Below are 12,719 nucleotides of genomic sequence, written 5' to 3'. Positions count from 1 at the left end.
TAGTCGATAGAAATTCGTTAAGATCATAGCAATTTTAACATTTTTAAACTTTGCTTTTTTTCGAGTTGGATAAAGAAATAATATTCCCCGAAAGCAAAGGCATAAATTAAACAATTTTAGGTAGCCAAATGATCGACTCAGAAGGTTTCCGACCGAATGTCGGGATCATTTTGGCAAACGATGCTGGACAGGTTTTATGGGCAAAACGCATTGGTCATAATGCATGGCAATTTCCACAAGGAGGTATCCAATATGGAGAAACCCCTGAGCAGGCACTTTATCGTGAGCTGAGAGAAGAAGTTGGCTTACTGCCTGAACACGTCCAGATTATCGCGCAGACCAAAGGATGGTTGCGTTATCGTTTGCCGTATCGATACATTCGCACGGATTCAGATCCGGTATGTATCGGTCAAAAACAGAAGTGGTTTTTACTCAAACTGACGGCGCCCGTACAGAACATTCAACTTGATCTGTCCGATCCGCCCGAATTTGATCAATGGCAATGGGTCAGTTACTGGTATCCATTAGGCCAAGTGGTGAATTTTAAACGCGATGTTTATCGCAAGGCCATGATTGAACTCTGTCAGCAATTACCACAACAAAAACCTTAAAAAAATCGCGTGCATGTGCAGATTTTTTGCTCGGCTATTGTTATAAATAAACTAAATTACCGGACTTCTAAAAAAATACGGAGCAGCTCCCATGTCGAATATGCAACTGGATACCCTGAGACGCATTGTCCAAGAGATTAATGCGTCTGCCAGTTTGCATGAATCACTCGATATTATGGTCAATCAGGTGGCCGAGGCCATGCATGTGGATGTCTGCTCCATTTATCTGCTCGATGAACGCAACCAGCGCTATCTGTTGATGGCATCTAAAGGCCTGAAACCTGAAGCTGTTGGTCACGTCTCTTTACATACTGGTGAAGGTCTGGTAGGTCTGGTGGGTCAGCGTGAGGAAATCGTTAACCTCGACAATGCCCCTAAGCATGATCGTTTCCTGTATTTACCGGAAACGGGCGAAGAAATTTATAATTCCTTTCTGGGCGTTCCGGTCATGTACCGCCGTAAGGTCATGGGCGTACTGGTGGTCCAAAATAAAGAATCCCAGGATTTTAGTGAAGCGGCTGAATCATTCCTGGTTACGCTATGTGCCCAGCTTTCGGGCGTAATCGCTCACGCTCACGCAGTCGGTAATATTGATGTATTCCGCAAGCCAAATAATTTACCGGCATATAAAACCTTCCAAGGCGTATCGGGTTCTGGCGGTATCGCACTCGGCCGTGCCATTGTGCTTTATCCACCTGCAGATCTGGGCGCTGTTCCGGATCGTGAAGCGGATGATATTAGCGAAGAACTGGCTTTGCTGGATAATGCCTTAAATTCGGTACGTGAAGAAATTCAGTTCCTGGATGACAAGATGCAGGATGCGCTGATGGCCGAAGAACGTGCTTTGTTCAGTGTGTTCCTGCGTATGCTGGATGAAAATGCCCTCCCATCGGAGATTAAAGCACTGATTCGTGATGGTCACTGGGCACAAGGTGCGGTTCGCATCGTGATTGATAACCATGTGGCGCAGTTTGCCCAGATGGAGGATGATTACCTGCGTGAACGTGTCGCTGATCTAAAAGATCTGGGACGTCGTATTCTGGCCAAGTTGCAGGAAGCCGATGAAAGCCATCGCGAACTGACAGATGAAAGTATCCTGATTGGTGAAGAAATTTCAACGGCTGCACTGGTGGAACTGCCTGTTGATAAGATTGCCGCGATTGTCACCACTGAAGGTGCCATGAATTCGCACATGGTGATTGTGGCACGCGCACTCGGTATTCCGACTGTCGTGGGTGTGACTGAACTGCCAATCAATACCCTGGATGACGTCGAGATGATTGTCGATGCGCATCAGGGCCGTATCTTTATCAATCCACCACGTCGTCTGCGTACCCGCTATAAAGAAATTCAGAAAGAAGAAGAACAGATTGCCAAAGATCTACGTCAATACGAGACCAAAGATGCAATTACGCCAGATGGTACCGCTGTACGTCTGTTTGTAAATACCGGCCTGATGATTGATGTGGTTCGTGGTGTACAGCGTGGTGCCAAAGGTGTTGGCCTATACCGTTCGGAAATCCCGTTCATGCTACGTGACCGCTTCCCGGGAGAAGAGGAACAACGTGCCATTTACCGGCAGCAACTGAGTCACTTTGCCAATAAACCGGTAGTCATGCGAACGCTGGATATTGGTGCAGATAAAGACCTGCCATATTTCTCGATTGAGGAAGAAAATTCAGCATTGGGCTGGCGCGGAATTCGTTTCACGCTGGATCATCCTGAAATCTTTTCTTCACAGATTCGCGCCATGCTAAAAGCCAGTATTGGCCTGAACAATCTGCATATCCTGTTGCCGATGGTGACCAGTGTCAGTGAAGTTGAAGAAGCGCTGTATCTATTAGAGCGTGATCATCATGCCGTTCAGGAAGAAGAACAGGTGAAGATTACTAAGCCACAAATCGGAATTATGGTCGAAGTACCAAGCGTACTGCATCAGATTGATGAATTTTCTGAACTGGTCGATTTCTTCTCGGTCGGTTCTAACGATTTGACCCAATATTTACTTGCTGTAGACCGGAATAATCCACGTGTGGCCAATGTCTATTCACACTTACATCCAGCGATCCTGCGTGCCCTGACCCGTCTGGTAGAGGATTGTCACCGTAATAACAAACCGATCAGTATCTGTGGTGAAATGGCCGGTGATCCTCTATCGGCCGTACTATTAATGGCCATGGGATTCAATACCCTGTCCATGAGTTCTAGCAATATTTTGAGAGTCCGAAAAACGATTTGTCATGTACCGATGCCTGATGCACAGGAATTACTCAAACATGTACTAAAACTGGACAATCCACTCATGGTAAAAAGCTGGATGGAGCATTATTTTAGAACACATGGTTTAGGAGATATGGTGAAATCCACCACCCGTATGGTCAGCGCTTAAGGAGGAACTTTTCCAGGTTCCTCTGCATCTGTCGAGGTACTTATGGAATTTGTGCTTATCCTGCTTATGCTGGCTGCAGCGTTTTATTTTATTATTGTTGCACCGGCCTTACGTTCGCAAAAATCCAGATATACATCTTCTCGTGGTCGTAATAACACAAGTACCAGTCATCAGTATATCCGTGAAACTGAACGTCCTAAAGCCTGTCCCTTATGGGGAATTGAAATTTCTCGTACCCAGCAACGGCGTTTAGGCAAGAATGATCCATCGGTCATTGCCGCAAAACTGTATCGGCAACAGCTAGGAAAATTTGCCAGTTTTCAGCAAACCCGGCCTATGGCTGATGCTGATCCAAATAGATCTTCGAGTTCTGCGACCCTGCCCCGTTTTTTTCAAAATATGTTTCCCGAAGAAGCTTCTTCAACCACCCGGCGGACTTCACCGCATTCTTCGAAAAGAAATTCATCTTTTCACTATACCCTCCAGAATCCCTTAAAGTCAGCTCCTGTCCAAAGCAGATCCACTTCTTCCTGGCCGCCCTAAGCCGCCCATAAAAAAGGGCGATCATCTTGTTGATATCGCCCTTGTTTGTGCTTGGTATAACCACGTTTTGCATTTTTCTTCCGGTCTACAAAAACCTGGCTTTTATTGACTTCATGCATATGTTTGGCCACGAAGTTTGGCATGACTGCCTCTACAGCTTTTTTCTTTGCCATCTTGCTCTCTGTTTAATTTGGACTAAGGAAATGATCCGCTCGGGATGTGAAATGATTATAAGGGCGACTGGCCAATTTTCAAGCAGATCAGGACTTAAATATTTTCCAGAAAATAGATAATTTGGTAGATATTCTTGCTGTAAAAATCAGAAAATTGTGAGCAAGAGAATGCTGATTTAACTACCTGTTTAATCCTTGAATTTTAATCCTTAAATCTTTCTATTTAAAAAATATTTATAAAATTAATAACTTAATAAATATTTAATAAAACCTAATGAAATCTAAAAGAGATATTGAAGCATTTTTCTGACTTAGAGAAGACATCTTAAATTCTGATTTTCTTACTTAATCATTTTAAACTGAGTGAAAAATTTGCATATTTTAACATTGTCACATTTCTAGAAATATCTTATGTTCAAATTAGATTATTTATTTTCAATGACTTAATTTTTATTCATTTAGGCAGTATTTTCTGAAGTTACAGAAAAACCAAACTTATTGCCAAAACACCCAATTCAACAACTCACTTAATTAAAAATCTGTTGGAAATAAAGCCCCTAATGTTATTCCTGCGCTTATAGATGATTTTTTTGAATGCTGGAATAACGAATAAAATTCTCAACGCTTGGAGAGAAATATGAGCCAAGATATGAAAAAGTGCCCTGTCACCCATCTGACTACTGAAGCTGGCGCACCTGTAGTCGACAACCAGAACAGTATGACGGCAGGTAGCCGTGGCCCATTGCTGGCCCAAGATTTATGGCTGAATGAAAAACTGGCTAACTTTGTTCGTGAAGTGATTCCTGAGCGCCGTATGCACGCAAAAGGTTCAGGTGCATTTGGTACCTTTACCGTAACCAATGACATTACTGAATATACCCGTGCAAAAATTTTCTCGGAAGTCGGTAAAAAAACCGAACTCTTTGCCCGTTTTTCGACCGTCGCTGGTGAACGCGGTGCAGCTGATGCAGAACGTGACATTCGTGGTTTTGCCCTGAAATTCTATACCGAAGAAGGGAACTGGGACCTAGTCGGTAACAATACACCGGTATTCTTCCTGCGTGATCCACGTAAATTTCCTGACTTAAACAAAGCAGTAAAACGTGATCCGAAAACCAATAAGCGTAGCGCCACCAATAACTGGGATTTCTGGACTTTATTGCCGGAAGCTCTACATCAGGTCACCATTGTGATGTCGGATCGTGGGATTCCGGCTGGTTACCGTCATATGCACGGTTTCGGTAGCCATACCTACAGTTTTATTAATGCCCAAAATGAACGCTTCTGGGTAAAATTCCATATGCGTACCCAGCAAGGCATCAAAAACCTGACTGATGCTGAGGCAGCAGAGCTAATTGCTAAAGACCGTGAAAGCAGTCAAACCGACCTGTTTGATGCAATCGAACGTGGCGATTATCCGAAATGGAAAATGTACGTTCAAATCATGCCTGAAACAGATGCCGAGAAAGTGCCTTATCACCCGTTTGACCTGACCAAAGTCTGGCCGAAAGGTGATTATCCACTAATTGAAGTAGGTGAATTCGAACTCAACCGTAATCCGGAAAACTATTTCCAGGACGTAGAACAAGCCGCTTTTGCGCCAAGCAATCTGGTACCAGGTATCAGCTATTCACCGGATCGCATGCTACAGGCACGTTTGGTCAATTATGCTGATGCAGCGCGTTACCGTGTAGGTGTGAATCATGCCCAGATTCCGGTCAATGCCGCACGTTGCCCGGTACATTCAAATCACCGTGATGGTTTGGGCCGTATGGATGGCAACTATGGTTCATTGCCGCATTATGAGCCGAACAGTTTCAGCCAGTGGCAGGAACAGCCAGAATTCAGAGAGCCCCCCCTCAAAATCACGGGTGATGCAGATTTCTGGGATTATCGCAAAGATGATAATGACTACTTCAGCCAGCCACGTGCCCTGTTCAACCTGATGAATGATGAGCAGAAACAGGCTCTATTTAATAATACCGCAGCCGCAATGGGTGATGCGCTTGATTTCATCAAGTACCGTCATATCCGTAACTGTTATGCCTGTGATCCCGCCTATGGTGAAGGTATTGCTCAAGCTCTTGGGATGAGCGTAGCTGATGCCCAGATGGCTCGAGCAACTGATCCAGCTAAAGGCCTACCAAGCTTTCTCTAAGTTTTTTAGCTTGAACTGAGCGAATAAAAAACCACCCGAGGGTGGTTTTTTTTATTGGTGTTAAATTAAAGCATTAGGAATATGAATTGCAGTTCATTTCAGGTCATGTGTTTGACGGTCACGGATTTCAAAAAGGTTCTTCTACCGGTACCCAGATCTTTTTCATATCCATCAGATTCACGAAGAAATCATTGCTCAACACACCCACCCGATCAGTCAGTATGCCATGCTTGTTTCCACCACGATTGGCACCTGTACCCTTCAGCATAGGATTTAATCCTATACAAATGAGAGCTACTCTATATGCTAGCTAACGACTCAATCGTTATACAGGAGTGATCTTAAGCCCTTAGACAATAATCCGTTTGCCCTCACGAATACAGTAAAACGGGTTAATCAGCTTGGAGGAATGCTGGATAATATGCTGCAATTCATTTTCAGGCTGGTCACGTGCTTCATCGGTGAGCTGGAAGGTCCGATAATGAATGGCCATAGAACAACGTGCCATTAAGTCCTGATGGGCATGAAAAGCATCTTCCGGATTCATATGAATATTGCGCATCAGTTCACGCGGTTCATAGGCACCGATCGGCAACAGCGCAATTCGTGGTGGTCCAAGGCGTTTGCGAATTTCCTTGAAATGCGGCGCATAGCCGCTATCCCCAGCAAAATAGCAATGATCCTTGCCATTCAATAAGGAAAAACCACCCCATAATGCACAGTTCTGATCGCGCATTCCACGCCCTGAAGCGTGCTGTGCTGGCGAATAGACAATCTGGATATCTTCAAAAAATGCATTTTCCCACCAGTCCATTTCAATGACATTATAGTCTTTAGGCAGGTACCAGCCATTACCAAGGCCGGTATAGATCGGCATTTGATAGGTCTGATGCAGCCAGGCCAAGGTCGCCAGATCCATATGATCATAATGGTTATGGCTGAGCAATACGGCATCAATATGCGGCAGCTCATCCAGGGCAATGCCAGCAGGAATGACGCGCTGTGGCCCTCGGGATGCAGAAGGACTGGCATATTCACACCAGACCGGATCAGTCAGAAAATTATACGGCCCGATCTGGATCAGAGCGGTGGCATGCCCAATAAACCAGATTTGCCAGTCATCTAAAGTGGCTTCCGGCCGATTTTGTGGCAAGGCACGCGGACGTGAAAAAAACTCGGCACGTTCCTGTTCCAGATTTACTTCCCAAGTTCTGGATTTTCTGGTGAATAACCATTTATACAAGTCAAAGCGACTCTGCTCGAGCGAATGATGCTCCAGATTCTTAAACCGCTCACCATTAAAATGATCGGAATGTAGATAATCAAATACCGGCTTGGACCAGAGATGTTTCCAACTGGACTTAGTCTCAAGCTGAAATTTTTTAGTCTTGAAAAGATCTTGCATAAATATCCACTATTTATTATTTGTTATATGCAAGACAGCATCCACCTGGAATTTTCAAACGGAGCATCTCTTTAAATCGCATACAAACTTATATACTTCGGTATTCCAGCATAGTATGAAATACGTGCCTAAGATTCATTTATGTTTTTGTTATTTTTAGCAAAACATCGAGCCAATGGAAAGACCAAAACCGATGAAAAGCTTCTAAAAAAATGAATACTCGCGATCAAGTTTGTGTCCATTCTGCTTTCTAAAAAGACAGGAGAATGATCGATATTCATCCGATAATTCTCACTCCATACCTGACTGTACATGATTTCATGACCTAAATTTTTATCCCGTATTCATGTAATCACGCTTAATGCCCTTCTGACTATCCGACGAAAGTTATCTGCTGAAATCTTCACTTCCTCAAATACGACCTTGGGTCCGTTCCAGCCATACTGCTTTGGTTTGAGGTTTCACAAACAGGGTAATGATTTCCGGGTGTAGCTGTTTAATCTGTGCTTCAATCCGGTTGACGCACGCTTCGATTTCATCAGAAGTAAGATCGTCTTTAAATTCCAGACTTAAGGAGGCAATCACCTGATGCGCACCCATCTGCTCAGTCAGCACCCCATTGGCGCTATAGACCGCAGCATCCTGCTGGGCAATGTTAAGCACATTTTCACGCAGTCTAGGATCTGCTGTTTCACCCAGCAATAGACCTTTGGTTTCACGTGCCAGCAACCAGGCCGATACCGCCAGCACAACACCAATCAGAATTGAAGCTGCGCCATCCAGCTCAGGAATATTCAGTTGATGTGCCAGGAAGATACCGGTCAAGGCAATAAACAGACCGATCAATGCAGCTGTATCTTCAAATAACACGGTAAAGGTTGTTGGGTCTTTGCTGCGTCTAAAGGCTTCAAAATAGCCCATTTTCCCTTTCATTTTTCGGAATGTTTTCAATGCGACAAACCATGAAAAACCTTCACATAGAATGGCAATACCGAGCACCACGTAGTTGATCATCGGATCCTGCATTTCTTCAGGATGAATAATGTGCTGGATGCCCTGATAGATTGACACAATGGCACCTAGAGCAAAGACCATCAAGGCCACGATAAAGGCCCAGAAGTACAGTTCACGTCCATAGCCGAAAGGATGCAAGGCATCAGGACGCTGCTCAGCCTTTTTCATACCATACAGCAGCAGAATTTCATTCAGTGTATCAACAACCGAGTGAATCGCCTCACTCAGCATGGCAGAACTGTTGGTGATATAGGCTGCGACAAATTTCACCAGCGCGATTGCCAGATTACCAAACAGCGCTGCATATACCACAATTTTATTCGATTCAGACGACATTCAAATTTGTCCTAATTTTTTCTCAAACAGATGGATCTATTTGATTTTTCATTTTATCTCTTTGCATCTTAATAAACTGCTGCGATAAATTGTTTATTGTTTTGTTGTTCTCATTTTTAATCGGAATCTTCATGCCTGTAATTGTCCATACTTCTGCCGATCGGCATCCTCAGCTCCTAGAATTGTGGGAACAATCCGTCCGTGCTACGCATCATTTCCTAAATGACGCGCAGATCCTAAAGATCCGTCAGCAGATTATTGATCATAATTATTTCACCCACGTACAATTGTTCCATGTGGAACATCAGCAGCAGATTCTGGGTTTTATGGGCATTGCAGGCAACAAACTGGAAATGCTGTTTGTCTCTCCTGCGGCATTTAGAAAAGGCATAGGCAGCCAGTTATTACAACATGCGCTTGCTCTAGGTGTGACTGAAGTCGATGTGAATGAGCAGAATCCTGATGCGACTGCTTTCTATTTAAAACATGGTTTCGAGATGATCAGCCGTTCAGAAACCGATGCTGAAGGTAATCCCTACCCAATTCTGCATCTAAAACTGCAAAAATAAAAAAGGAAGCCAAAGCTTCCTTTTAGGTCTGAATTTAACTTGAACAATCTATTTTAAGATTTAGAAAAATACTGCTCGCGCCATTCTTTCCAGAAGTACATCACGATCCCGAACATCACCACGGCAATTCCGGCAAAGGCATGACTGCTGATCACTTCGTTATTCAGGGTTGCACCGAGAATCAGGGCAATGATTGGCGTCATCACATTGCTGAGGGATACGGTGGATGCAGCCAGACGGCGAATCAGCCAGAAGTAACACAGCATCGCCACAATCGAAGACAGGATCATGGTAAAACCAAAGCCGAATAGCGCCTGCATACTTGGCATTTGTGTTGGGAAAGATTGCCAGATAAAAGGAATGATTAGTAATGATCCCAATGAGGAAACAATCAAAGAACCCGTTGCTTGTGACATTGGTTTTAACGGTGCATTGATCTGCTTCACCCAGAAAATCGAGCTGATATAAGACACCATGCTAATCAGCATTAGCACCACACCCCACGGATTCACTTTACTATCTGCTGACTCCGCAAAGACAAAACTTAAACCACCGACGGCAACTGCCATACCGAGCCATTGCAGCCAGATCAGACGGTTGGTTTTCAGGATGACATGCCCGATCAGACCTGCAACCAGTGGTGAGAAACCGAAAATTAAGGCCATTAAGCCAGAGGTCAAATAATTCGCAGCCAGGTAGATAAATAACTGCGCGCCAATCAGATTCAGGCTGCCTGCCACATAGCTCATCATTGAGGTTCGGTCAAAGGGCAATGGATTACGCATCGCTGCCAAGATCACCAAAGCCAACACAGAAGCCCCGAAATAACGAATAATCAGCACCCACATCGGATGAACTTCAGCAATACTCCAGACAATCGCCAGTGGCGTTGCTGCCCAGATCAGCACCAGCAAGGCATAAATACTTGCCGTCACCAGCATGGGAGATGAATTTGAATTCATAAAAGACTCAATTAAATTTTTTTAGAAAGAATTGAACTAACTTCTCGTTCAAATCCACAATCGACAATACTGATGGTGGCAGGGATGCCGCTCGAGCTTTTGGGATACAGGGAAGTAGCCTCAAATGCTCAAAAGATTTTTGTTACCTTGCGCCATATATGGCTCATCTTTTAAAAGTAAAAGCACCTACTCTATAACTTATATAAGTAGAATCAAAATTGAAGGTCATGATAACTGCTCATCACAATCAAGTCCCTACATCTTTCAATATTTTTTAATACTCATAAAAAAGCAGACCCAAGTTGCCCAAGGTCTGCCCTTTTGTAAACTTATCAATAAAACAAAGTTATTTCACAAGTTTACGAAGATCCTGGCTGAGATCTAAATATTTATCTGCTTCAAACGCTGCATTCTTGCTGATCAGCTTTTTCAGGTGACGCATTTCTTTTGCCGCATTTACCGTAATACCGCCGACAATAACGCCATCAGTCACACCAAACATCACGAATGATGATTCAGCGCGAAGCTCTGGATTGATTTCACCACGAACTTGCCATTCAGCAGCCGCCATGTCACCTACGAACTGATAATTGATGTCCAACTGATCTGTCCAGAACCATGCCGGGTTAGGTGTCGGATGCTCAACGCCCATCACATGACGTGCAAAGATCCCTGCTTGCAGGTTGGCATTTTCCCAGGTTTCGACACGACGGTGGTTACCGCAATTACGAAGTTGAGTTGCCACATCACCTGCTGCATAGATGTCTGCATTTGAAGTCTGACAGTTTTCATTTACTTTAATCGCGAAATCAACATCCAGGCCAGCTTCTACAGCCAATTGTGCATTTGGCACGATACCAATACCATAAACTACAGCATCAGCGCGAAGTTCTTCACCACCCTCAAGGGTAATCACCACTTCTTCACCATCCAGTTTGCAATCTGCAATTTTGGTTTCCAGACGAACGTCGATCCCTGCCAAACGTTGTTGTTCAAGCAGGAATTCGCTCAGGATACGAGGTGAACAGCGGCCCATCACCATAGGACCCATTTCGATCACAGTTACCTGACACTCTTTGAAACGTGCTGAAGAAGCCAGTTCCAGACCGATCACGCCACCACCAATCAGGACAATACGACGGCCTGATTGCAATACTGGAACCAGTGCTTGTGAATCTTCTAGGTTACGTAGCGTATAAATATGTTTACCCAGCGCATCGAAGTTCGGCAGACGACGAGCTGCGCCGCCTGTAGCAAGCAACAGTTTGTCATAAGCAACAACGTCACCATTTTGAAGTTCAACCGTTTTCGCTTCAGCGTTGATTTTTTTCACGCCATTGCCACGAATGGTTTCTACACCAAGTTCCGCCAGTTTTTCTTCTGACAGGATTTCAATCTTGGTCTCTTCAGGTTTTAGAATCACGTCTTTAGACAGTGGTGGACGCTCATAAGGAAGATGCGTTTCATCACCGATCAGAATGATTTTACCTTCGTATTTGTTGCCACGAAGTTCTAAAATCGCGCTTGCACCTGCCTGGCCAGCACCTACAATTACGATGGTTTCGATGTTGCTCATGTCTTTAACCTTTTAACTCTGCAGATACGATGCCGAAGCCCGCAATCCATTCACTGATTTCTTCATAACAGTGCGTTGTCATTTCGTACTCGCCCATTTCGCTTAAAGCAGCAAATGCCGCCATCCACGAACGAACTTCCTGACCACCACGGCCACCATCACGGCGGATTTCAGCTTCAGTCATGGCTTCTAGTGCAGCGAAGTCGGCATTCTTGAATTTTTCAAGCAATGCGATATCCCATTCAGCATTCAGAGGAACTGCAACAGAGGTATCGCCCGCTGCCAGTTTCTGGCCCACTGCAATAATTTTTGACTGACGCGCGTTACGTGCTTCAGGTGTCGGGTTACGACCTGCAATCAGGAACTCTTCCACTTCTGGTGGTACAGAACCCATTTGCGGAGTTGGTGGATCGTGTGACAGACCACCTGTACCTAGGACAAGTACACGCTCATTTTCAAGGTTCAGAGATTTGATGAACTGACCTACAGCACGGCCTAAAGCGATGGTACGCTTCGTAGTTGGCATCGGTGCTGCAGCGCCATTAATGAAAATTGGAATCGTTGGATAACGATCAAGTTTGCCGTCGCACAGGAAGTGCAATGGCTGAGTCACACCATGGTCAGCTTGCATACGGTAAGAATACGCAACGTCCACGCCCTCATCGAGTACACGACGCACTAAGCCCAGTGCTTTGTCTTCTGGTACATCAATGTGTGCATTGTCTTTACCATAGTCCCAGTCACCTGCAGCAGTCGCGCGAATGCCCACACAGAAGCTTGGCATCAGGTCATAGAAGAAACCATTGAAATGGTCAGGACCAAAGGTAATGATCAGGGTTGGGTCGTAAGCTTTTACTTCAGCAGACAGTTTTTCAAACGCTTCACGAACAGCCTGTTCTTTGCGTTTTTCCTGCGGTGAAGCAAATTCCATTAAAGGACTGTGCGACGCACAAATAAGTTTAACGGCCATGAGAGACTCCTTA

At 44.6% G+C, this 12,719-nt stretch carries 11 protein-coding genes and 1 pseudogene; 5 read left to right on the top strand and 7 right to left on the bottom strand.

Going from position 1 to position 12,719, the window contains the following annotated elements:
• Positions 1-128: 128 nt before the first annotated feature.
• The 3 genes from FTU00_RS01665 (at position 129) to FTU00_RS01655 (ending at position 3,543) form a co-directional block, all read left to right on the top strand.
• Positions 129-611 carry an RNA pyrophosphohydrolase gene (locus FTU00_RS01665; RefSeq protein ID WP_004781838.1) on the top strand — a complete coding sequence of 161 codons (483 nt, stop codon included), beginning with the start codon at positions 129-131 and terminating at the stop codon, positions 609-611.
• Positions 612-702: 91 nt separating this feature from the next.
• Entirely contained in the window at positions 703-3,000 is a 2,298-nt protein-coding gene (gene ptsP, locus FTU00_RS01660; RefSeq protein WP_180057641.1) for a phosphoenolpyruvate--protein phosphotransferase, read from the top strand.
• A 42-nt stretch (positions 3,001-3,042) separates the two neighbouring features.
• Positions 3,043-3,543, top strand: a complete 501-nt coding sequence (locus tag FTU00_RS01655; protein WP_166138117.1) for a hypothetical protein — start codon at positions 3,043-3,045, stop codon at positions 3,541-3,543.
• Here the strand turns inward: FTU00_RS01655 and FTU00_RS01650 are convergent.
• Positions 3,540-3,716, bottom strand: a complete 177-nt coding sequence (locus FTU00_RS01650) for a hypothetical protein (RefSeq protein ID WP_004781833.1) — start codon at positions 3,714-3,716, stop codon at positions 3,540-3,542. The genes FTU00_RS01655 and FTU00_RS01650 overlap by 4 nt on opposite strands.
• Positions 3,717-4,353: 637 nt before the next feature.
• Between FTU00_RS01650 and FTU00_RS01645 the strand changes: the two genes are divergently transcribed.
• Positions 4,354-5,874 (top strand): catalase, encoded by a 1,521-nt coding sequence (locus FTU00_RS01645; protein WP_004781832.1) that lies wholly within the window; start codon positions 4,354-4,356, stop codon positions 5,872-5,874.
• A gap of 145 nt (positions 5,875-6,019) precedes the next feature.
• On the opposite strand, the pseudogene FTU00_RS01640 reads toward FTU00_RS01645, so the two are convergent.
• The 3 genes and pseudogenes from FTU00_RS01640 to FTU00_RS01630 all read right to left on the bottom strand — a co-directional run.
• Positions 6,020-6,139: pseudogene (locus FTU00_RS01640) on the bottom strand (catalase-peroxidase 2); the annotation flags it as partial.
• 84 nt (positions 6,140-6,223) lie between these two features.
• A complete protein-coding gene (locus FTU00_RS01635; RefSeq protein ID WP_180178949.1) occupies positions 6,224-7,279 on the bottom strand; it encodes an MBL fold metallo-hydrolase in 1,056 nt (351 codons plus the stop codon).
• 411 nt (positions 7,280-7,690) lie between these two features.
• The gene (locus FTU00_RS01630; protein WP_180178948.1) at positions 7,691-8,629 is read right to left on the bottom strand and encodes a cation diffusion facilitator family transporter; all 939 of its coding nucleotides are present in this window, start codon (positions 8,627-8,629) and stop codon (positions 7,691-7,693) included.
• A 131-nt stretch (positions 8,630-8,760) separates the two neighbouring features.
• On the opposite strand from FTU00_RS01630, the gene FTU00_RS01625 reads away from it, so the two are divergent.
• Entirely contained in the window at positions 8,761-9,198 is a 438-nt protein-coding gene (locus tag FTU00_RS01625) for a GNAT family N-acetyltransferase (protein WP_004781822.1), read from the top strand.
• Positions 9,199-9,251: 53 nt separating this feature from the next.
• On the opposite strand, the gene FTU00_RS01620 is transcribed toward FTU00_RS01625, so the two are convergent.
• From FTU00_RS01620 to FTU00_RS01610, 3 genes are all read right to left on the bottom strand, one after another.
• Entirely contained in the window at positions 9,252-10,160 is a 909-nt protein-coding gene (locus tag FTU00_RS01620; RefSeq protein ID WP_180178947.1) for a DMT family transporter, read from the bottom strand.
• A gap of 346 nt (positions 10,161-10,506) precedes the next feature.
• Positions 10,507-11,736: a 3-phenylpropionate/cinnamic acid dioxygenase ferredoxin--NAD(+) reductase subunit gene (hcaD, locus tag FTU00_RS01615; RefSeq protein WP_180178946.1), complete on the bottom strand. Its 1,230-nt coding sequence runs from the start codon at positions 11,734-11,736 to the stop codon at positions 10,507-10,509.
• A gap of 4 nt (positions 11,737-11,740) precedes the next feature.
• Complete coding sequence (locus FTU00_RS01610) at positions 11,741-12,706, bottom strand: 3-carboxyethylcatechol 2,3-dioxygenase (protein ID WP_004781819.1); 966 nt, start codon at positions 12,704-12,706, stop codon at positions 11,741-11,743.
• Between the last annotated feature and the right edge of the window lie 13 nt (positions 12,707-12,719).

This window comes from Acinetobacter sp. YH12041 (assembly GCF_013419975.1).
GTDB lineage: Bacteria > Pseudomonadota > Gammaproteobacteria > Pseudomonadales > Moraxellaceae > Acinetobacter.
The sequence above is the reverse complement of the archived record's forward strand: the minus strand, read 5'-3'. Positions and strand labels throughout refer to the sequence as shown.

Excerpts from the sequence above, each read along its gene's own strand:
- FTU00_RS01665 (WP_004781838.1), top strand. The coding sequence starts at position 129 with ATGATCGACTCAGAAGGTTTCCGACCGAATGTCGGGATCATTTTGGCA.
- ptsP (WP_180057641.1), top strand. The coding sequence starts at position 703 with ATGTCGAATATGCAACTGGATACCCTGAGACGCATTGTCCAAGAGATT.
- FTU00_RS01655 (WP_166138117.1), top strand. The coding sequence starts at position 3,043 with ATGGAATTTGTGCTTATCCTGCTTATGCTGGCTGCAGCGTTTTATTTT.
- FTU00_RS01650 (WP_004781833.1), bottom strand. The coding sequence starts at position 3,716 with ATGGCAAAGAAAAAAGCTGTAGAGGCAGTCATGCCAAACTTCGTGGCC.
- FTU00_RS01645 (WP_004781832.1), top strand. The coding sequence starts at position 4,354 with ATGAGCCAAGATATGAAAAAGTGCCCTGTCACCCATCTGACTACTGAA.
- FTU00_RS01635 (WP_180178949.1), bottom strand. The coding sequence starts at position 7,279 with ATGCAAGATCTTTTCAAGACTAAAAAATTTCAGCTTGAGACTAAGTCC.
- FTU00_RS01630 (WP_180178948.1), bottom strand. The coding sequence starts at position 8,629 with ATGTCGTCTGAATCGAATAAAATTGTGGTATATGCAGCGCTGTTTGGT.
- FTU00_RS01625 (WP_004781822.1), top strand. The coding sequence starts at position 8,761 with ATGCCTGTAATTGTCCATACTTCTGCCGATCGGCATCCTCAGCTCCTA.
- FTU00_RS01620 (WP_180178947.1), bottom strand. The coding sequence starts at position 10,160 with ATGAATTCAAATTCATCTCCCATGCTGGTGACGGCAAGTATTTATGCC.
- hcaD (WP_180178946.1), bottom strand. The coding sequence starts at position 11,736 with ATGAGCAACATCGAAACCATCGTAATTGTAGGTGCTGGCCAGGCAGGT.
- FTU00_RS01610 (WP_004781819.1), bottom strand. The coding sequence starts at position 12,706 with ATGGCCGTTAAACTTATTTGTGCGTCGCACAGTCCTTTAATGGAATTT.